This window comes from Parafilimonas terrae, from assembly GCF_900115755.1.
GTDB classification, from domain to species: domain Bacteria; phylum Bacteroidota; class Bacteroidia; order Chitinophagales; family Chitinophagaceae; genus Parafilimonas; species Parafilimonas terrae.
On sequence record NZ_FOXQ01000007.1, the window covers coordinates 139,489 to 159,802 of the forward strand.

Annotated in this window: 19 protein-coding genes; 9 read left to right on the forward strand and 10 right to left on the reverse strand. The window is 40.4% G+C overall.

Going from position 1 to position 20,314, the window contains the following annotated elements; translation table 11 throughout:
- Positions 1–33: 33 nt before the first annotated feature.
- From BM015_RS12880 to BM015_RS12905, 6 genes are all read right to left on the reverse strand, one after another.
- Complete coding sequence (locus BM015_RS12880) at positions 34–642, reverse strand: YceI family protein (RefSeq protein ID WP_090659025.1); 609 nt, start codon at positions 640–642, stop codon at positions 34–36.
- A gap of 18 nt (positions 643–660) precedes the next feature.
- Positions 661–1,134: a cupin domain-containing protein gene (locus tag BM015_RS12885; protein ID WP_090659027.1), complete on the reverse strand. Its 474-nt coding sequence runs from the start codon at positions 1,132–1,134 to the stop codon at positions 661–663.
- A gap of 194 nt (positions 1,135–1,328) precedes the next feature.
- Positions 1,329–2,066 carry a LytR/AlgR family response regulator transcription factor gene (locus tag BM015_RS12890; RefSeq protein ID WP_090659030.1) on the reverse strand — a complete coding sequence of 246 codons (738 nt, stop codon included), beginning with the start codon at positions 2,064–2,066 and terminating at the stop codon, positions 1,329–1,331.
- Positions 2,063–3,157: a sensor histidine kinase gene (locus BM015_RS12895; protein WP_090659032.1), complete on the reverse strand. Its 1,095-nt coding sequence runs from the start codon at positions 3,155–3,157 to the stop codon at positions 2,063–2,065. The genes BM015_RS12890 and BM015_RS12895 overlap by 4 nt, the downstream gene beginning before the upstream one ends.
- Positions 3,158–3,271: 114 nt before the next feature.
- On the reverse strand, positions 3,272–4,537 hold the full coding sequence (gene porY, locus BM015_RS12900) for a PorY family sensor histidine kinase (RefSeq protein ID WP_090659034.1): 1,266 nt from the start codon (positions 4,535–4,537) through the stop codon (positions 3,272–3,274).
- Between the two features lie 6 nt (positions 4,538–4,543).
- A complete protein-coding gene (locus BM015_RS12905; RefSeq protein ID WP_090659036.1) occupies positions 4,544–5,221 on the reverse strand; it encodes a response regulator transcription factor in 678 nt (225 codons plus the stop codon).
- 224 nt (positions 5,222–5,445) lie between these two features.
- Here BM015_RS12905 and BM015_RS12910 point away from each other — a divergent pair, with 224 nt between their 5' ends.
- Positions 5,446–5,763, forward strand: coding sequence for a heavy metal-binding domain-containing protein (locus BM015_RS12910; RefSeq protein ID WP_090659038.1), 318 nt, complete (start codon positions 5,446–5,448; stop codon positions 5,761–5,763).
- 39 nt (positions 5,764–5,802) lie between these two features.
- Positions 5,803–6,627, forward strand: coding sequence for an SGNH/GDSL hydrolase family protein (locus tag BM015_RS12915; RefSeq protein ID WP_090659040.1), 825 nt, complete (start codon positions 5,803–5,805; stop codon positions 6,625–6,627).
- Between the two features lie 322 nt (positions 6,628–6,949).
- Here BM015_RS12915 and ppsA read toward each other — a convergent pair whose 3' ends face one another.
- From ppsA to BM015_RS12935, 4 genes are all read right to left on the reverse strand, one after another.
- Complete coding sequence (ppsA, locus tag BM015_RS12920) at positions 6,950–9,562, reverse strand: phosphoenolpyruvate synthase (RefSeq protein ID WP_090659043.1); 2,613 nt, start codon at positions 9,560–9,562, stop codon at positions 6,950–6,952.
- A gap of 313 nt (positions 9,563–9,875) precedes the next feature.
- Positions 9,876–11,366, reverse strand: coding sequence for a Do family serine endopeptidase (locus BM015_RS12925; protein WP_090659045.1), 1,491 nt, complete (start codon positions 11,364–11,366; stop codon positions 9,876–9,878).
- A gap of 143 nt (positions 11,367–11,509) precedes the next feature.
- Positions 11,510–11,728 carry a hypothetical protein gene (locus BM015_RS12930; RefSeq protein ID WP_143075857.1) on the reverse strand — a complete coding sequence of 73 codons (219 nt, stop codon included), beginning with the start codon at positions 11,726–11,728 and terminating at the stop codon, positions 11,510–11,512.
- A 160-nt stretch (positions 11,729–11,888) separates the two neighbouring features.
- A complete protein-coding gene (locus tag BM015_RS12935; protein ID WP_090659049.1) occupies positions 11,889–12,152 on the reverse strand; it encodes a DUF4834 family protein in 264 nt (87 codons plus the stop codon).
- A gap of 165 nt (positions 12,153–12,317) precedes the next feature.
- Between BM015_RS12935 and BM015_RS12940 the strand changes: the two genes are divergently transcribed.
- From BM015_RS12940 to BM015_RS12970, 7 genes are all read left to right on the forward strand, one after another.
- Entirely contained in the window at positions 12,318–12,788 is a 471-nt protein-coding gene (locus tag BM015_RS12940; protein ID WP_090659205.1) for a ribosome maturation factor RimP, read from the forward strand.
- A gap of 41 nt (positions 12,789–12,829) precedes the next feature.
- Positions 12,830–14,077: a transcription termination factor NusA gene (nusA, locus tag BM015_RS12945; protein WP_090659050.1), complete on the forward strand. Its 1,248-nt coding sequence runs from the start codon at positions 12,830–12,832 to the stop codon at positions 14,075–14,077.
- Between the two features lie 107 nt (positions 14,078–14,184).
- A complete protein-coding gene (infB, locus tag BM015_RS12950) occupies positions 14,185–17,100 on the forward strand; it encodes a translation initiation factor IF-2 (protein ID WP_090659052.1) in 2,916 nt (971 codons plus the stop codon).
- 85 nt (positions 17,101–17,185) lie between these two features.
- Positions 17,186–18,562 (forward strand): peptidylprolyl isomerase, encoded by a 1,377-nt coding sequence (locus BM015_RS12955; RefSeq protein ID WP_090659054.1) that lies wholly within the window; start codon positions 17,186–17,188, stop codon positions 18,560–18,562.
- Between the two features lie 69 nt (positions 18,563–18,631).
- Complete coding sequence (locus BM015_RS12960) at positions 18,632–19,090, forward strand: MarR family winged helix-turn-helix transcriptional regulator (protein ID WP_090659056.1); 459 nt, start codon at positions 18,632–18,634, stop codon at positions 19,088–19,090.
- A 68-nt stretch (positions 19,091–19,158) separates the two neighbouring features.
- Positions 19,159–19,686 (forward strand): YceI family protein, encoded by a 528-nt coding sequence (locus tag BM015_RS12965; protein WP_090659058.1) that lies wholly within the window; start codon positions 19,159–19,161, stop codon positions 19,684–19,686.
- A gap of 14 nt (positions 19,687–19,700) precedes the next feature.
- Positions 19,701–20,261: an NADPH-dependent FMN reductase gene (locus tag BM015_RS12970; protein WP_090659060.1), complete on the forward strand. Its 561-nt coding sequence runs from the start codon at positions 19,701–19,703 to the stop codon at positions 20,259–20,261.
- The last annotated feature ends 53 nt before the right edge of the window (positions 20,262–20,314 follow it).

The window sequence follows — 20,314 nt, forward strand, 5'->3', positions numbered from 1 at the left end:
GTTAGCAGGTAAGCAAAAAATTTATGCCGTCGTTTATTTACGGATCGCTGTAATGTCAAGCGTAATATCCACATCCGGTAAAATATACAGATCGCCTTCGGGATCGCTGTAGCTATCCATGCCCCAATCGAGCCTGTTTATTTTAAATTCGGCCTGCGTAATCACCCTGTTGTTTTCAACCAAAACCTTTGCAGGAAAACGAATGCGGTTGGTTTCTCCGAGCATGGTAAAATCGCCGGTGATCAATTTATTGGCGCCTTCAATGGCATTGCCCTCTTCTCCTTTATAATCCGTGATCTCGAGTATTTTAAACCCGGCATTGGGATAAAGCGCCACGTTAAAAAAATCTTCACTTTTTAAATGATTTAATAGCTGCGGCTTTGTTGTATCCGGCAAATCATCGTTGGTAATGCTGGTAATGGGAATGATGAAATTGCCGCCGTTTATATTGCCTTGTCCATCTGTTTTTACAGTGCCGGATACATCGAATGTTCCGGTATGAAAATGGTCGGGTGCAGCGCCTTTCCATTTCACCACAGAAGCCTTTTCATTAACAGAAAAACTGTTTACATTTTTATCATCTTTTGAGCAGGCTGCGGCTAATGCCATCGCAGCAATAATTATGTATTTCCTGGTTTTCATATATTGATTGATTTGGTGTTAGAGAAATTTTATTTCATAGGTATTGGTAAGCACCTGCAGCATGTATTGCATCTGGTGCTGTGAAGGAACTTGCTGGCTGGTGCTTATTAAAGGTTCACCCTTGCATGGCTTACTGAATTCAATAAAATAATGCCACAGCCTACCAGGCGTAATGAGGTTAATGAACCTCGCCGTATCTGAAATTATTTTAAAATGATGTGGTGTATTCCTCGGCGCAAACAGGGCTTCTCCTGCATTAATCCAGGTGGTTATATTTCCAACAGTAATTTTTAACAGGCCTTCCAGCACATAAAATGTTTCATCTTCCTGCGTATGCAGGTGCGGCGGCGGCTCAGCGCCTTTTGGCAATACAAAATCCAGCAGGGCAAGTTCACCATTGCTTTGTTCAGGCGAAATAAGTGTTTTGAAATAGCCGCCCTGGTAACTGCGAAAGCCATTGATGTTTACATCGGTCAATTCAATTTGTTCCATTGTTTAATTGCGTTTTAAATTTTTTTGTGGCGCAATATTGAAACGATTTGAAAGGATGTTCAAAAGAAACAGACGGAGGTTGCCTTTTATCGACAAATGATATTTTATGAAGCTGAATGAAATAAAAACAGCCTGATGATTGCGGCAAAGAATTGTTCGGGAAAGAATAAAATAAATAAAGCCTGTTGACTTCACTATATAATATTGGCTGCGCCCGGATTAAACTTTTGAAGGCTTGCCGTTTTATAATTACGCCCTATCGGGATTTTATTGCCGGCTATAACAACATAGTTGGCATGATAACTTTCAATCTTGTTCAACGGCACAATATAAGAACGGTGAATGCGCATGAACTCGCCGATAGGCAAAAGGTTTTCTGCAACGCTTATCTTTTGCTTGGTAGTAAAAGTTCTTGTTTTGGTTACAACTTTTATATAGTCTTTTATACTTTCAATCCACCATATTTCAGCAGTATCCACTTTTACCAGTTGCCTTTCAATACGCAGGTATAAATATTGATTGTTTTTATTGGCTTCCGCTATTTCTTTTACCGGTTGCACCTGCGCTGATTCTTTTTTTATTAGCGGCATTACTTTATCCACAGCACGCAAAAAACGGTCAAAGGCAATAGGCTTTAACAGGTAGTCAACCGCATTCAGGTCAAAGCCCTCCACTGCATAATCCTGGTAAGCCGTAGTAAAAACAATCATGGGTGGATTTTTAAGGCTGCGTGCCAGGTCTGTGCCGGAAAGCCCCGGCATTTTCACATCAAGAAACAGTAAATCTATTTTGTTATGCTGTATAATTTGAAAAGCCTTTATTGCATTGTGGCAGGTATCCACAATTTCAATTTCGGGAATATTAGCCGAATACCTTTTAATGATGTCGATGGCATGCGGTTCATCATCCACAATAAGCGTTCTTATCGTCATACAACTGGTTTTGAGCCTTCGTATAATTCAAGCTTTAATTCTGTAATAAACAATTCTTCTTCATTATATACATTAAATGTATGCCTTGCCGGGTATAACAACGCAAGCCTCTTCTCCACATTTGACAAACCTATTTTACTAAAGTGCCTGCGGCTGTCAGCCACATCGCAATCGGGTTTGCTGTTGCTTACTTTAAAAATAAGTTGCCCGCCGTTAACCAAAACATCAATATTTATCCATGGCACACCAATGGTTTCGCCGGCGCCATGTTTAAAAGCATTTTCCACCAGCGGCAGCATCAGCAGCGGCGCAATCTGCTGGCCGTTTATATCACCTTTTATATTGAAGTTTAATTCCAGCCTTTCTTCATAACGCAATTGTTCCAGCTTAATATAATCGTGCAATATATCAAGGTCTTTTTTTAGCGGTACTTTTTCAGCATTACATTCATACAACATATAACGAAGGATATTGGAGAGCTCCAGAATAATCTCCGGTGTCCGCGGCGAATTATCCAATGCAAAAGCATAGAGATTATTAAGTGAATTGAAAAGAAAATGCGGGTGAAGCTGGCTTTTTAAAAAATTCAATTCCGCCTGTGTGGCGGCTTGTCTTCTTTCATACCATAATGAAATAAATTTAAGTGTAACGCCTATCCAAACAACTACATTGCTTCTTTCAAGGGCATTGGCAAAATCCAAAGGTTCCAGCAATTGCCGCCACCAGCTTTCATCCATTTGCGGCCAGTTGAGCTTTACATTTCTTTTTGTGTACCAGTGCAGGATATAAGGGTTGGATATAAAAATTTCAAATAGCCTGTACAGGCAGGCCATGCATACCATAACCACCAGCACGGCTATTACCGCCTGCACATATTTTCCGCGGGAGAAAAAGCGGGGAATTATCCAGCCGGATATAATATAAAAGTAAGTTATATGCACCGGCAGGAGCATGAGGATAATAGTTATGCCAAGGCTATAACTGTTATAAGCAGTTCCATATATCAGCGTTAACAGCAGGAAGGCAAAAACCCAAAACAATCCATGCCTGAATGCGGGATATGCCAATGCCGGTTGCCTGTTTGCAGCCATATTCACAAATCTAATTTAAAGCGTTACTATTTTAAGATTGATAGATGAACAACGGCATTTATCGACAAATGAAAGGATGCGTGAATATGGCATTTACTTAATTGTTTGTTGAAATCAGGAAGAAACCGGCTTCCTTTTTATATCGAAATATACAAAGCCATTTGCTGCACGATAATTAATAAGCAGGCTATGTGTATCTGCAATTTTCTTCACAATTGCAAGGCCGAGCCCGTTGGAATTTGCATCTGTCTTGTCCTGCGTCATAAAACGCCTGAACAGTTTCTCCTGTGGTATGGCTTCATGCAAACTTGTATTGCTGATGCAGTAACTGTTTGCCGTTATGGCTATTTCAATACGGCCGCCGGTATAATTATATTTTACGGCATTGCCCAGCAGGTTAGATACAAGCGAGTCAGCAAGCAGCGGGTGCAGTTGCATTACAAACTCGCCTTCAAAATTTGTGGTTACGGTTAACTGTTTGTCATTTATTAATTCTGCAAGCAGGCCGAGGTATTTTTTGGTTACTTCATTTAAGCTTAATGCGGCTGTTGTTTTATATTGATAGTTTTCAATCCTGGCCAGCAGCAACAGCCCCTGGTTTAATTTCGATAATCTTGTTAAAGATGTAGTGGCTTCAAGAATTAACCGGATATCCTCCTGCGATAAATTTTCATTTTGCAACAATAATTCGAGTTTGCTTTGCGCAACGCTCAACGGTGTCTGCATTTCGTGCGCTGCATTTTCCGTAAACTCTTTCATGTTGATGAAATCATTATAAATCTTTTCCGTCATGGCATTCAATGCCGCATTCAGTTCATTGAATTCCTTGGTGTAGGTTTTTTCAAAATGTGTTTCCTGGATGCGCTGCAAATCTGTGCGCCTTATTGTATGGAGTGAACGGTAAAAAGGCTTCCATAATTTTTTACTGATGATCCAGTTGAAGAATATTGTTGCAATAAAAAGCCCGGCAAAAACCAGCAATATAATTTTTGTTGTATTAGCTATTAAAGCCGCTTTTTGTTCCTGTGATTTTTTAATGATAACCTGGTAAGAAATGCCATATATGGAAACCACCTGCGACAACTGCCGGTAAGGCACTGCGGCAAGGTTACTTTTTACATCGGTGATGGCGGCATAATTATTTGGCGGTGTGTCAACAGGGTAGATGGATATATCCGGTGTTCTTAAAATAAAAGTAACGCCGGCGGCAACTTCGGTTTGCAAATATTGAATCCATGCAGCTTCTTCCTGTAATAATTCCTTATCGCTTTTATTACTTAATTCCTTGCTGAACTGGTTAAACAGGTAAAAGCCTGCCAGCAGGAGCAGCATGGTCATTGCGCTTAGAAAATATAATGTTGTTTTTGTAAGAAGCCTCATGCTGTTTTAATTATCTGTAAACCTGTATCCGGATCCATACACTGTTTTTATATAATCCCCGCTGCCTGCATCGACCAGTTTCTTGCGCAGGTTCTTGATATGCGTGTATATAAAATCATAGTTGTTTAAATATTCATATTCATCGCCCCATACATGCGATGCTATCGCATGCTTGGTGAGCACCCGCCGCTGGTTCACGATAAAATATTCCAGCAAATGATATTCCTTTTCTGTAAGCTCTACGGTTTTATCATTCACCGTAATTCTTTGCGCGTCGGGATCCAGTTTAATTTCATTAAAAACAATGGTTTTATTGCCGTCAAACGACCTGCGCCGTAATACTGCGTTAATACGCGCATTTAATTCTGATAAATGAAATGGCTTGGTGATGTAATCATCCGATCCTGATTCGAGCCCTGTTAATTTGTCTTCCAGCGAATTTTTTGCAGAGATAATAATGATGCCAGCTTTCGATTCCATATGCTTTAATTCCTTTATGATATCGAGGCCGCTGCCGTAAGGCAGGCCAATATCCACAACAATGCAATCATAATTAAACTGCTGAATTTTTTCTTTTGCATTTAAAAAATTATCTGCGGTTTCACATATATAACCCTGGTATTCCAGGTATTGCTGAATGGATTGCTGTAAAGCCTTTTCATCTTCTATTATCAGGATTTTCATGCAGGTATTTTCACTTTACAAAGCTGCGGTAATATAGTTTATTTAAAAAGTGAAAGGGCACGTTAGCCTTCTTTCATAGAATTATTATGCATAATTATGTTTTTAATCAGCATTAATATAAAGATGATTATTGTTGATGAAATTCTAAAAGATTTAATGGCCTATGCGTTTATATAAAGTACTTATTTTAAAATCGTTTATTTTTATTTAAAAAAATCATACACATGTTACTCACTACAACAAACAACATTGAAGGCAAACCAATACAGGAATACTTAGGCATTGTAACTGCAGAAACAATTATCGGCGCTAATATTTTCAAAGATATTTTCGCGGGCATAAGGGACATTGTTGGCGGCAGAAGCGGAACGTATGAAAGGGTTATTGAAGAAGCAAGAACCAATGCGCTTCGTGAACTGGAAATGAGAGCGCAGCAAATGGGCGCCAATGCCGTTGTGGGCATTGACCTTGATTTTGAAACAGTCGGTTCAGGCGGAAGCATGTTAATGGTTGTGGCTACAGGCACAGCGGTAAGGATATAATTTATACTGCAATTACAGCATTGCACAAATTCAATTTTTATGAAGCGGTTATTTTCTATCATTGTTATTGCAGCCATCGCTATTTCTTTCACAAAAAAAGATATTACATGGACCGCCATTGGCGATTCCATTACTTATTTAAATGAACATCCGGACGAAACGGCCAATCGCATAACCAAAGGTTATATGACATTGGTTACAGAAAAGCTGCCTGGTATTCATTATATAAACCAGGGGCACAATGGCTGGACTTCCGGCGGCATTGCCGATAAAATAGAATCACTGGGACTTACCAAAACGGATGTTTATTCGGTATTCCTTGGAACGAATGACTGGTGGGCGGGGCGCACTTTGGGTACCATTGATGATTATAAAAACAATACCGGCAATAATACGGTGTATGGTTCATTCCGCATCATCATTAACAAGTTGCGCAGCCTGAATAAAGAGGCTAAGATCATTCTCATTACGCCCATGCAGCGTTTGGATTTTGTGTACATCAACGATATGAAAAATAATGCCTGGGGTTCTTATAAAGCAAAGAACGGGCAAATGCTTTCACAGTTTGCAGACGCAGTTATTGCTATAGCAAAATATGAGCATTTTGATCTCGTTGACCTTTATTATAAAAGCGGTATGAATTATAAAAATCTTGTAAATTATAAGCGTGTGAGAGACCCGGAAACAGGCGCTTATAAAAATTATACCTGGCCTGATTTTATTGATATTCCCTTTAACCCTGCCACAGATGAATATCCTTATCCGGCTGATGCCGTCAACATGACTTATGATGGATTGCATCCTTCAGATAAAGGCTTCATGGTTATTGCTGATATGCTCACAAAGATCATGAAGAAATATTAAGCAGGTTTATTACAATTAATGTGTTGTGCTATTAAAATTTTAAGGAGTATAAATTAAATAATGTTCTTAGCACGTCATGCCGAGGTAACGAGACATCTCGGCACAGTTATAAATTTCAAAATAAAGCAGGGGTTTACAAATAGAATATTTTATATCACTATGGCATTTGTGATGCTTCGCATTCTCCTGTCGTCGAAATGACGATTCAATCTTTTTCTATATAGTTTAATAGCACAACACGTTACAATTATTATCTTTCTTATCCGTATTGCTCTTTAACTTATCAACCGGCCAACAATTCAACCAATCAACTTACAGTTCATCATAAAAACTCTACATACCCGTCTGTTCCATTCACGCGTATTTTCTGCCCGTCTTTTATGAGCGTGACAGCATTTTCTACACCTACCACCGCAGGTAAACCATATTCACGTGCAATAACAGCTCCATGCGTCATCAATCCGCCTACCTCAGTTACAAGGCCTTTTATGGATACAAACAACGGCGTCCAGCCTGGATCGGTAAATGAAGTAACCAATATATCACCTTCTTCCATCGCAGCATCTTTCATGTTCAGGATTACACGTGCCCTGCCTTCTATAATACCGGATGAAACTGCCAGCCCTGCAACAGCGCCGGGAGGAAGGTTTTCCTTGTTATACTTCCCGGTAATAATTTCACCTTCTGATGTTATAACACGCGGCGGCGTTAGCTTTTTAAAATGTTTGTACTCGTCTTTTCGCAGGTTGATAATTTGTTGATCAAGCCTGCCTGTGCTCACCACCTCATGCAACTCTTCAAAACTGAGATAATAAATGTCTTCTTTTTCATTTATAATATTGGCCTGTAAAAGCTGTTCTGCTTCCTTTAATAAAGCCTGTTTATAAACAAAGTAGCGGCTGACAATATCATATTTAGGATATTCCCGGTAACCGGTGAAGCTCCGCAGTAAGCCAATTAGCTTTTTTGTTTCTTCTGCTTTTTGTTCGCCATCCGGTAATTGTTTTAACCGGGTTAATAAATCCTGTTGTTTATTTAAAGCATCCTGCCGCCCCTGTTCAAATTTTCTTCTGCTTTCACCGGGTTCAAAGTTTTTAATGTTATTAAGAATAGCGGGAATAAGTATGGCAGGATTTTCTGCCCAGCGTATTCTCGTTATATCTATCTCACCGGCGCAGCGCATTCCATATTTGTTAAGATAAACAACGATAGCATCATGCGCCTCCTGGCCGCCTTTAAATTGAATCAGCTCATTCAAAAAACGATCATTCTTTGCCTGTTGCAGGTATTTTATTATTTCGGGATAAGGACGGATTACATCCGCCACATCAAGTAACTCCATACCCATTTCAGAAGTGATATTGTTTTGTACGGACAAGGAAAGTGTATCTGCCACATTTTTTTCATATAGCCAGTCATTCATTTTTTCGTTGAGCCAAGCCGAAGCATGAATGCCGGCCATTATCACGTTCAGGTTTTTCAGGTCTGTTGCACGCTGCTTTCGTTGCTGCGTATCTTCCAGAATACAATCAAACACGTCCGACCCAGATTTAGTTTGGATGTTTTGTTTTAACGCTGATAACGATGTTTCACTGCTCTTAATTAAATCAGCAACAATTGCCGGGTTGCTTCCTGCTTCCGCCAGGATATCTGCAGCCGACATGCCCTTATGGCTTTTAACAGGCCCCGGTTCGCTTTTGTCGCTGGCATCCGGTTTTATAAAATCCCGTTCTATAATAGTAATAAGTGCATCTTTTATAAGCGGATCAGAATGCCCTAAAACATCTAATAAATTTTGTTTGCCGGCAGTTGAAGCCAGGCTCTTCGTAATATCCACAAACAATCTTCCGCCACCGGTTTTAAAAATGGGCCGGGCGCCTGTTAACATCCAAACCGATATGCCTAACGGCTTCATCGCATCCGTCATCATTTGCTGATGGCCTACAGAAACATAAACATGATCTTCTGCATCATCTGCTTCCGGTACAGGATATAAGGTTGTGATGGGCCGGCTTTGAACAATATAAAATTGATCACCTTCCAAACACCATTCAACATCCTGCGGAACACCGAAATAAGCTTCAATTTTTCTGCCGATATATTCAAGTTGTAAAATTTGCCCGTTCGTTAATACCTGCTTATGCTGCTGCTCAACTTCAATCTTTCGTTCTTTTGTGCCGCCATTTTTTACAGCATAAACAGCCAGGTGTTTGCCAGCTATTTTTCTTTCTGTAATCTTACCATTACGTACTTTATAATTATCGGCATTTACAATTCCGGAAACCAATGCTTCTCCTAAACCGTAGCCTGCGTCAATGGACAATATTTTCCTGTTTGATGTAACAGGATCGGCAGTAAACAAGACGCCTGCGGCCTGGGGAAAAATCATCTTCTGAACGATTACGGCCAGGTAAATTTTACGGTGATCAAAACCGTTTTGAATGCGGTAAGTTATTGCGCGTTCGGTGAATAGCGAAGCCCAGCATTTGCTGATATTTTTGAAGATGAAATCCTTTCCAATAACATTCAGGTATGTATCCTGCTGGCCTGCGAAAGAAGCTGTTGGTAAATCTTCTGCGGTTGCACTGGACCGTATTGCATAAGCATTTTGTTCTCCAAGCCTGGAAAGATGAAGGACGATTTCATCGCGGATATTTTGAGGGATGATTGCATTTTCAATGATGCCGCGGATATCATTGCCAAGCTTAATAATTTTACTGCGGTCTTCTTTTTTCAGCAATGATAATTGATGCAGCAGTTTATCAGCTTTTGATATTTCAATGATTTTTTTAAAAGCTTCAGTCGAAATACAGAAGCCATCGGGAACGAGAATCGTTTCAATTTTAAAAAGCTCCCCGAGATTGGCAGCCTTGCCCCCGGCAATATGAAGTTTTGTTTTGTCAATGTCTTTCAGTTTTAATACAAATGAATTCATACTGATGTTTTTACTTGGCACGCGGTTTCTTTACACAGCTACCGGCCTGGCTTTTTCAAGTGGTAAAAAATTAATGAGGTGTTTACCGAAGCTTCTGGCCGTTATTCATAATCAGCCTTAACCAAATAGCTCAAACAGGCGTCTAAATTATCTGTTACGAATAACTCAAAACAGGTTTTGCAACTATATTTTTTAAGCACAACAATAGCAATAACAATTGCGTTATCTAACAAAATTATTATTGATTATACCAAACAAAAAACCCGCCTTAAAAAAGACGGGTTCAGCTTAAAGACCAGAACACTAACTATGTTTAGCCGTTCAAATCATTCAATGCATATTTATATTCTTCCTGCGGATTGTTTGGATAAATACCGCTTATAATTGCGCTGTTGCCGGCATTCTTCAAAGCATCTTTTAATTCATCTACAGTGCTTACTTTATTGCCGTTTACTTTAGTAATAATAAACCCTTCTTTAATCCTTGTCTGATCGGTTAATACGCCCTGCCCTAATTGTTTTACCACAACGCCTGAACTGATATTTAATTTGGAAGCTTTGTCTTTATCAAGGTTTTCAAATGAAGCGCCTAACTGGTCAATCACCTGTTCTTTCACGCTGGCGTAAGTGCCAGATGAACCTTTTAAAGTTATTGTAGCTGCTTTTTCAGAACCGTTATGCGTATAGGTTATATCTATTTTATCGCCGGGATGAAGCGAACCGATCCTGCCCATTAATTCTGTACCGCTGTTTAGTGTTACGCCATTCAGTTTGGTAACAAAATCGCCTTTTTGTATGCCGGCCTCTTCTGCAGCGCTGCCTTTGGCCACATCCATCACAAAAACACCATTGCCATCTTTAATATTATTTTTAGCACGTTCTTCTGCGCTTAACTGATCATTGGGAAACATTATGCCGAGATAAGCTCTTTTTGCGCTGCCATATTTTATAATATCATTAGCCACCCGCTGCACCAGGTTTGATGGAATAGCATAAGCATAACCTGCATAAGAACCGGTGGGAGAGGCAATAGCGCTGTTAATGCCAATAAGATCGCCATCTGTATTTACCAAAGCACCGCCGCTGTTGCCGGGGTTAACGGCAGCATCTGTTTGAATGAAAGATTCAATGGCAGAACTGCTGTTGCGGCTGTTAATACCAATATTTCTTGCCTTTGCACTTACAATGCCTGAAGTAACGGTTGTTTCAAGATTAAGCGGGTAACCAATTGCCAAAACCCACTGACCAAGATGCACATCGTCTGAATTGGCGAAGGTGATATAAGGAAGATCTTTTGCGTCAATCTTAACAACAGCAAGATCAGTGCTGGGATCAGTGCCAACAACTTTGGCTTTGTAATCGTTTTTATCGTTAAGCGTAACGGTTACTTCTTTGGCGCCATCCACCACGTGATTATTCGTTACGATATAACCGTCTGAAGTAATGATAACACCAGAACCCGAAGCTTTCTGATCGGGCATTGAATTTTGATCGCCGTCGCCAAAGCCAGGCCCGAAGAATTGCCTGAACGGGTCAGGTATCTGCGACATATCTGCCGTTTGCGTAGCCTTTAATACGGTTTTAATGTGTACAACAGCAGGAGTTGCTTTCGTGGCTGCTTTTTCAAAATCAACCATTGGTGCAGGCGGGTTGCCCTCTGAATACTTTGCATTCTTAAAAAGCGAATTTGCTTTTTGCGTATAAGTTAAAGGATTTTTTTCCTGGAATTTAGAATAAGCCCAAACGCTTCCTGTAGCAACAATCGCCGTTAAAAGCATTGCCGTTAGAATCTTCTTTAATGTCATGTCTTTAAAATTTAATTATTTAAAGACCAAATTTCAAATGCAGTTCTAAAGCAATTCTGAAGAAAACTGTAAACAGCCTGTTAAACGCTTTGTTTTAACGTTAAAAAAAACACTGGCTCATTAAAGAGAATTTACATAAACAATTATTGTTTTAAAGCTGTAGAATCTCTTGCCTTAATAGAATCTTTGCGGTATTGGCTGGTATCAATATCAGCATTAGGCGGCGCATAGCCGTCAGGGTTTGGGCCAACTGCCGTATCCATTATGCCGTTACTTTCATCAATTGCATTCATCGAATCCATTTCAGAGGCGTCTTTTGGCGCTGTAGAGCAGCTTAATGCCATTATGCATATAACTGCCATCAAAATATTTTTCATAGAATCTTTTCTAAATTCTATCAACTATTTTGCCGTTATGGAATATTGAACAATTGAGGGCGTATTTTATGTGCGCATCCTTGATAATAACCAATTCAATGAATGAATTGTACAGAAATATCCCTAAGTTTTTAAATCGGGGAAATTATTTTATTTCTTCAAAATCTATATAATCTTCAGCGGGAGGTTTAGATTTTACGGAAGAACTTTTTGAAGTATTAGCAGCATTACTGTTATTCGAATAGGTATTGCCCGCAGCCTGTTGCTGGTAAGCTTGTTGCTGGCGGTTCATTTCATTCATTTTATTGCGCACCTGCGACGTAGCCTTTGAAACAGGCAGCACAAAATTGAAGATGAATTTGTATAAAAGATAGAAAACTAAAAACGTAAAAAGCCATTTGAGTATCATGTGGTAAAATTACAATATTCCAATTATTGGCTTTTACCGCTCTTAATAATTTCACAACTGGTTAACCAGCTCAATATTTGGATGATAATAAATAACATTATACATTTGCAACCGGAAATCATTTTTGGAAGGGAACGCAGTCGTTCCCTTCTCTTTTTACCATATATGAATTCGGATTCTGTTTTAAATAGCATTGAGCAAATAGTAAGCACTTTTCTTGAAAGCGAGCCCGGTTATTTCTTGGTTGAAATAAAAATTAAACCAACCAATAATATAAAGGTTTTTATTGATGGCGACAACGGCATTTCCATTGAAAAATGCGTTCAGTTTAACAGGCAGTTATATAAACTAATCGAGAGCAAAGATTTTTTTCCACCCGGCGATTTTTCACTTGAAGTTTCATCTCCCGGCATTGATAAACCTTTAAAACTGCAAAGGCAGTATTTAAAGAATGTGGGCCGAAACGTGGAGGTAAGCTTTAACGATGGCGCTGCCGTAAATGGCCGCCTGCTGCAGGTTTCAAACGATGATATTATTGTAGAGCAAACAACAGGCAAAGGAAAAAAAACCGAAACAAAACAATTGGTTATTCCATTTTCAAACATAAAAACAACAACAGTTCAAATTGAATTTTAATCGTGCGGTTTGTAAATCGTACTTCATAAATCGTAAATCGTATGGCAAGTATAAACCTAATTGAAGCCTTCCAGGAATTTAAGGAAGCTGAAAATATCGACAGGCCTACTATGATGAAAGTAGTGGAAGATGTGTTTAAAACACTGCTTAGAAAAAAATATGGCAGTGATGAAAACTTTGATGTGATAGTAAATGCCGAAAAAGGTGACCTGGAAATTTTTCGTCGCCGCATGATCGTGGAAGATGGCGAGGTACAGGACCCGCTGGCTGAAGTTGCTTACAGCGATGCGATAAAAATTGAACCCGATTTTGAAGTGGGTGAAGAATTGTACCAGGAAGTAGATATGCTCGATTTTGGACGGCGCGCTATTCTTGCGGCAAAACAAACTTTAGCAAGCCGCATCAGCGATTTAAAAAAGAATGTGCTGGTAAAAAAATATGGCGACAGGATTGGCGAAATAATTACCGCGGAAGTTTACCAGGTTTGGAAAAAAGAAGTTTTACTGATGGATGAAGAAGGCAACGAATTAATTCTGCCTAAAAGTGAACAAATACCGCAGGATTATTTCAAGAAGGGCGAAAACATCCGCGCCGTTGTTGCCCGCGTGGATATGAAAAATAATACGCCGGTCATCATATTAAGCCGCACCAGTCCCGATTTCCTGGCTAAGTTGCTTGAAATTGAAGTACCTGAAATTTTTGACGGCCTCATCACCATAAGAAAAATAGTAAGGGAACCAGGTGAACGCGCTAAAGTGGCAGTGGAAAGTTTTGATGACAGGATTGACCCGGTGGGCGCCTGCGTTGGTATGAAAGGCAGCCGCATTCATGGCATAGTTCGTGAGCTGAAAAACGAAAACATTGATGTAATTAACTGGACAAATAACATTCAGTTATTGATTCAGCGTTCACTTACGCCCGCCAAAATAAGTTATATGGACCTCGACAATGAAAATAAACATGCTGATGTTTATTTGAAAGCCGACCAGATTTCTTTGGCAATCGGCAGAAGAGGAGTGAATATTAAACTTGCCTGCGAACTTACTGATTACGACATTGATGTATTCCGCGAAAATGAAGGCGAACAGGAAGAATTTGATATCGACCTGGATGAGTTTAGCGACGAAATCGATACATGGGTTATCGACGAATTAAAACGCGTTGGATGCGATACAGCCCGCAGCGTAATGGATTTAAGCATTGACGAACTGGAACGCAGAACAGACCTGGAAAGAGAAACGATAGAGGATGTAAAAAGAGTATTAAAAGCAGAATTCGAAAAAGAATAATATTGCAGGTATAAAAATTGATTGAAATTAGTGCACTTAAAAAAACAAAGTGCGACAATTAAAAAAACTTCAAAAAACTGAAGCCTGCACAAAACAAAAAAAATTGAATGGCTGAAATTAAGTTACCAAGATTATTAGGCGCTGCCAAAGAATTCAATATTGGTCAGGACACACTTATTGAATTTTTGGTAGGCAAGGGTTTTGATCGGGACGAATTAAAGCCTACGGCTAAGCTTACCCTTGAAATGTATGAGGCTTTACAGCACAATTTTCAGGGAGATAAAAACGCAAAGTCGAAGGCCGACCAGATTGAAATTCCCAAAAGTGTACAGGCTGAAAGGAAAAGAAAAGAGGAAGAAGAAATTACATTCAGAAAAGAAGAACCTAAGCAGGCCGCACCGGAAGCTGTTGCCCCCAAACCTGCGGAAACAGTTGTGGAGCCTGAAGCAAGTCCTGAGCTTCCAAAACCCGCTGAGCAGGTAATTAACGAAGAAAAAGTTGAAGAGCCGGCTGCAGAGGTTGCTGCCAGTGAGCCAGAAGTTATAAAAATCGAAGCCCCTGAAATTGAAGGGCCGAAAATCATTGATAAAATAGATTTATCTGCAGTGGGTAAGCCCAAAAAAGCTGAGCAGCCGCAACCTCAGCCGCCTGCAGAAGAGGTTCCAGAGCCTGCTGAAGAAGTGCCGGTGAAAGTGCCTGCAGAAGAAGCGCCTGAAGCCGCCCCCCCGCAGGAAGAAGAGGCTGCTCCCGCACCTGATGAGCCTGTGGTTATACAAAATATCAGGGCAGAAAGAATTGAGGGCCCTAAGGTTTTAGGCAAAATAAGTTTACCGGTGGAAAACGATACAAGGCCCAAACCTGGACCGGCGGCCCCCCAGCGCGAAGAAAAACGCAAGCGTAAACGTATTCCTATCGATAAAAAAGGAGTTGGCAGTAATAATCCGCCTGAAAGAAGAACGGAAGGCCAACAACAATCATCACGGCCACCACATGGCGGTGGCGGCGATAACCGTTTCCGCAGGGACGGTGGAGGTGGTGGCAACCGCGGCCATCATCCGCAACGTGGCGGTGGAGGCAGGGATAACCGCAGGCCACCTATACAGCACGACAGGGAAATTGATCCAAATGAAATAAAGAGGAAAATACAGGAAACTCAGGCCATTCTTTCCGGTTCTGCAGGCAAGGGCAAATCAAAAGCCAAGCATCGCAGGGAAAAAAGAAATGAGGCTGCGGAAAACCCGGTTGAAGGAGAAACAAACAAGCTGCAGGTTACAGAGTTTGTAACCGTGAGCGACCTGGCAAACCTTATGGACGTAAGTTTTGCCGATATCATCAGCAAGTGTATGAGCCTGGGTATAATGGTGTCTATTAACCAGCGTCTTGATGCGGAGGTTATTGAGCTGGTTGCCGGCGAATTCAATTACGAGGTTGAATTTATCGGCCTTGATGATGCTGAGGAAGAAGATGAAGAAATTGAAGATGATGAAGAAGATTTATTGCCGCGGGCACCCATTGTTACTATAATGGGGCACGTAGATCATGGTAAAACTTCTTTGCTTGATTATATCCGGAGTGCTAATGTGGTTGCCGGCGAAGCCGGTGGTATTACCCAGCATATCGGCGCCTACCAGGTAACAATTAATGGCGACAAAAAGATAACTTTTCTTGACACGCCGGGTCACGAAGCGTTTACAGCCATGCGTGCCCGCGGCGCCAAAGCTGCGGACGTTGCAGTTATTGTAATTGCCGCTGATGATGCTGTAATGCCGCAAACAAAAGAAGCTATCAGCCACGCACAGGCTGCCAGCCTGCCCATGATATTTGCCATTAACAAAATAGATAAAGATGGTGCAAACCCGGCTAAGATATATGAGCAGTTATCGCAAATGAATATTCTGGTTGAAGAATGGGGCGGCAAATATCAAAGCCAGGAAATATCTGCCAAAAAAGGATTGAATGTCGATCTCCTGCTGGAGAAAATATTACTGGAGGCCGACCTGCTCAACTTAAGGGCAAACCCGGACAGGGAAGCATCCGGAACTATTATTGAAGCCTCACTGGATAAAGGCCGCGGCTATGTTGCCACAGTGCTGGTACAAAACGGAACGCTCAGGCAAAGCGACCTCATGGTTTCCGGCCAGTATTTTGGAAGATTGAAAGCGTTGACCAACGAACGTAACCAGCGTGTAACTGAAGTACCGCCATCAGCGCCGGTTCAGATATTAGGTTTGAACGGAGCGCCGCAGGCCGGTGAAAAATTCAAAATATATACAGACGAATCAGAAGCGAAGGATGTTGCCACAAAGCGTTCACAGATTATTCGCGAACAGGGATTAAGGACCCGCAAACATATCACCCTTGATGAAATAGGCCGCCGTCTTGCATTGGGCAATTTCAAAGAATTGCAGATTATTATTAAAGGTGACGTGGACGGTTCTGTGGAAGCGTTAAGCGATTCGCTGCAAAAGCTTTCAACCGAAGAAATTGTGGTGAATGTAGTGCATAAAGCTGTTGGCCAGATTTCTGAAAGCGATGTATTGCTGGCAACTGCATCAGATGCCATTATCATCGGCTTTAATGTGCGCCCGTCAAGCCAGGCAAGCAGGCTTGCACAGAATGAAGGCGTGGAAATAAAAACTTACTCTATCATCTACAATGCAATTGAAGAGGTGAAGAGTGCCATGGAAGGCATGCTTGAACCAAAGGTTGAAGAGAAAGAAGTGGCCACAGTTGAAATTCGTGAAGTATATAAGTTTGATAAGGCCACTGTTGCCGGTTGTTACGTACAGGAAGGAAAAATTAAACGCGACAGCAAAATTCGCCTTTTCAGGGATGGTATTCTTATCTACCCGAGACAGGAAGGCGCATTTGCTGAACTGGGCAGCTTAAAACGCTTTAAAGATGATGTGAAAGAAGTAGCCACAGGTTATGAATGCGGTTTAACAATTAAAAATTTCTCAGATATAAATCCTTCTGACACCATTGTAGCATACGAAAAAGAAGAAGTAAAGCGCACATTATAAATCGCACAAATTCTTTGTTAAAACAAAAGCAGGCACCATGCCTGCTTTTTTAATCATTTACTTTTGGGTTGATTAACATATTAGTATGAAAAAAATCTTTTTGTACCTCTTTCTTTTCACATTGGTTACAGCAGCAGCTTCTGCTCAAACACAGCGGATTGTTGCAGACCAGATTATAGCAAAAGTGGGGGATAAAATTATTCTTAAATCTGATATTGAGAATGCTATATCAGACTATAAAAGACAGGCGCAAAATGTTCAACTGCCACCAAACCCCGAATGCGCTTTCCTTGAAGGTCAACTGGTGCAAAAAGTATTGGTGTTACAAGCCAATAAGGATTCAATAATTATTGGGGATGATGAAATTGATGCATTGCTCGATAACCAGATACGTTATTTTATAAGTCAATATGGCTCTAAAGATGTACTGGAGCAAATTGCCGGTAAAACGGTTTACCAGTTAAAGGAAGACCTGCGCCAGCCATTCATTGAGCGCCAGTTAGCTGATAAAATGCGTGCAAAAATTTTGGAGAATGTAAAAATAACGCCTTCTGAAGTACAGGCTTTTTATGATAAAATACCTAAAGACAGCCTGCCTTTTTACGAAAGCGAACTTGAAGTGGCGCAGATTGTAATTTATCCTAAAGCCAATAAAGACATTGAAGATTATATAACCAACCAGTTGAATGATCTTAAAAAGCAGGTGGAAAGCGGCCAGAAAAAATTTACAGACCTGGCTAAAGTTTATTCACAGGACCCGAGTGCAAAAGAAAATGGTGGCCAGTTTAGTATAAACCGCACGGATAAAGGCATTGACCCAACTTTTTTGTCTGCGGCATTTAAATTGAAGGAAGGGCAGATATCCCCTGTTATAAAAAGCAAATTCGGTTTGCATATTATTCAAATGGTTAGCCGCGCCGGCGATGATGCCGTGGTAAGGCACATCCTCATTATTCCGGCGGTAACGGAAACAGAAATAAATGCTGCCAAACAAAAGCTGGACAGTGTTCGTTCAAAAATTGTGGCCGGCACGCTGAATTTTAATGAAGCAGTAAATAAGTATAGTGAAGATGATGCTACCCGTTACAATGCAGGCCGTATATCTTCTCCTTATGATGGTTCTACAAGGTTAACCATCGATCAATTAGATAAAGGCATAGTGGCCAATTTGAAAAGTATGAAAGCCGGTGATATATCCCAACCGCTTGTTTATACAGACGACCGGGGCAAACAGGCTGTGCGGTTAGTTTACCTGGCGCATCAAACTCAGCCACACCGTATGAATTTAAAAGATGATTACGACCGTGTGTCACAACAGGCATTGGGAGAAAAGAAACAAAAAGCGCTGGATGGATGGTTTAAGCAACATATCTCAGACTTTTATATAGATATTGATCCTGAATATCATACATGCAAAAGCCTTGATTTTTGGTTTGCTTCCGAAACAACAGCTTCTAACTAAAAATAAAAACCTCAGTACAAGCTGAGGTTTTTATTTGGCAAATTAGATGTATGTACATATATTTGCACTGTGAAACTGGAAGAAGCAATTAAAAGTAATAAATTTAAGAATGAAGTGCACAAAGCTGCTTTAAACATTCTTTACACTTCATGGTGGCTTAAAACCAGCATGAGCAAAGAACTGAAGGAATACGGGTTAACGCATGAGCAATATAATGTGCTGCGTATACTAAAAGGAAAACATCCCGAGCATATTTGTGTAAAGGAAATTGCATGCAGGATGATTGAGAAAAGCTCAAATGTCCCAAGAATAATAGACAGGCTTGAAACAAAAAAACTGGTTAAGCGCACCTCATCTGAATCGGACAGGCGTGAAACGGTGATAGTATTAACGCCTGCCGGAATTAACATCCTTGAGCATAGTACGGAACGAATAAATAAGCTGATGGATAAAATAATGATGATGGATGAAGATAAGGCAAGGGAATTAAACGGCATCCTGGAAGAAATAAGAGAAACTGAAAAATAAAAGCTTTTACCCAGATACATGTACATACATAAATACTAATAAATAGATAATCACAAAAACAAACAGTTATGGCAACTTACAAAATTGATGCTTCACACAGCGAAATAGGCTTTAAAGTTAAGCACCTTGTTATTAGCACCGTTAGCGGTAATTTTTCAAAATTTGATGCAACTATGGAGGCTGAAAAAAGTGATTTCACCGATGCCTCTATATCTTTTGAAGCAGATGTTGACAGCATTTCTACCAAGAGTGAGCAGAGAGACGGGCATTTAAAAAGCGATGATTTTTTCAACGCAGAAAAACATCCGAAAATCACTTTTAAATCAACATCAATTGAAAAGAAAGACGATAATGAATATATATTGCATGGAGATTTAACCATTCGCGATGTAACGAAAAATATTGCTTTAAAAGTTGAACACGGCGGCAGTGTGCTTGACCCATGGGGACAAACAAGGGAAGGTTTTGAGCTTACAGGCAAAATAAGCCGTAAAGAATTTGGTTTAAAATGGCATGCTCTTACCGAAGCCGGCGGCGCCGTAGTTGGTGATGAGGTACGCCTGTTAATAAATGTTGAAATGGTTAAGCAGGCTTAAGAAGAAAAAATAACATGAATATAGAGATAGTATCGGGCAGCCCGCGCATAAACAGTGTAACACACCGGTTGGTTTTGCATCTTCAAAAACATTTGTCGGCAACAACAGCCCATAATGTGAATATAATTGATGTGAGGGACTGGGAACTGAATGTATTGCAGCAGGAGGTTTTCAGAAGTGTAGAAACCACACCGGTTGAATTTAAGGCGCTTGCACAGCGTATGTTTAGCGCGGATGCCTTTATAATTGTAACACCTGAATATAACGGAAGTTATACCCCGGCCATTAAAAATCTCTTTGACCATTTCCCGAAACAATCAAAAAAACCGTTTGGTATTGTTACTGCATCGCCAGGCACTTTAGGCGGCATACGGGGCGGGCTGCAGGTGCAATTGCTTATCTACGCCTTGTTTGGCATTGGTTCACCTCACATGCTTATAACACCCTTTGTTGATAAAAAATTTGACGAACAGGGCAACCTGCTTGATGCTTCTTTTCAAAAGAACATCGATGTGTTTACAAAAGAATTTTTATGGCTGGCTGAACGTGTGGTTGCAGAAACAAAAACTTTTTAACAAGGCTGTTTATATTTTATATTAACATAAGCATTTAATGAATAATTGTAAAT

Excerpts from the sequence above, each read along its gene's own strand:
- BM015_RS12880 (WP_090659025.1), bottom strand. The coding sequence starts at position 642 with ATGAAAACCAGGAAATACATAATTATTGCTGCGATGGCATTAGCCGCA.
- BM015_RS12885 (WP_090659027.1), bottom strand. The coding sequence starts at position 1,134 with ATGGAACAAATTGAATTGACCGATGTAAACATCAATGGCTTTCGCAGT.
- BM015_RS12890 (WP_090659030.1), bottom strand. The coding sequence starts at position 2,066 with ATGACGATAAGAACGCTTATTGTGGATGATGAACCGCATGCCATCGAC.
- BM015_RS12895 (WP_090659032.1), bottom strand. The coding sequence starts at position 3,157 with ATGGCTGCAAACAGGCAACCGGCATTGGCATATCCCGCATTCAGGCAT.
- porY (WP_090659034.1), bottom strand. The coding sequence starts at position 4,537 with ATGAGGCTTCTTACAAAAACAACATTATATTTTCTAAGCGCAATGACC.
- BM015_RS12905 (WP_090659036.1), bottom strand. The coding sequence starts at position 5,221 with ATGAAAATCCTGATAATAGAAGATGAAAAGGCTTTACAGCAATCCATT.
- BM015_RS12910 (WP_090659038.1), top strand. The coding sequence starts at position 5,446 with ATGTTACTCACTACAACAAACAACATTGAAGGCAAACCAATACAGGAA.
- BM015_RS12915 (WP_090659040.1), top strand. The coding sequence starts at position 5,803 with ATGAAGCGGTTATTTTCTATCATTGTTATTGCAGCCATCGCTATTTCT.
- ppsA (WP_090659043.1), bottom strand. The coding sequence starts at position 9,562 with ATGAATTCATTTGTATTAAAACTGAAAGACATTGACAAAACAAAACTT.
- BM015_RS12925 (WP_090659045.1), bottom strand. The coding sequence starts at position 11,366 with ATGACATTAAAGAAGATTCTAACGGCAATGCTTTTAACGGCGATTGTT.
- BM015_RS12930 (WP_143075857.1), bottom strand. The coding sequence starts at position 11,728 with ATGGCAGTTATATGCATAATGGCATTAAGCTGCTCTACAGCGCCAAAA.
- BM015_RS12935 (WP_090659049.1), bottom strand. The coding sequence starts at position 12,152 with ATGATACTCAAATGGCTTTTTACGTTTTTAGTTTTCTATCTTTTATAC.
- BM015_RS12940 (WP_090659205.1), top strand. The coding sequence starts at position 12,318 with ATGAATTCGGATTCTGTTTTAAATAGCATTGAGCAAATAGTAAGCACT.
- nusA (WP_090659050.1), top strand. The coding sequence starts at position 12,830 with ATGGCAAGTATAAACCTAATTGAAGCCTTCCAGGAATTTAAGGAAGCT.
- infB (WP_090659052.1), top strand. The coding sequence starts at position 14,185 with ATGGCTGAAATTAAGTTACCAAGATTATTAGGCGCTGCCAAAGAATTC.
- BM015_RS12955 (WP_090659054.1), top strand. The coding sequence starts at position 17,186 with ATGAAAAAAATCTTTTTGTACCTCTTTCTTTTCACATTGGTTACAGCA.
- BM015_RS12965 (WP_090659058.1), top strand. The coding sequence starts at position 19,159 with ATGGCAACTTACAAAATTGATGCTTCACACAGCGAAATAGGCTTTAAA.
- BM015_RS12970 (WP_090659060.1), top strand. The coding sequence starts at position 19,701 with ATGAATATAGAGATAGTATCGGGCAGCCCGCGCATAAACAGTGTAACA.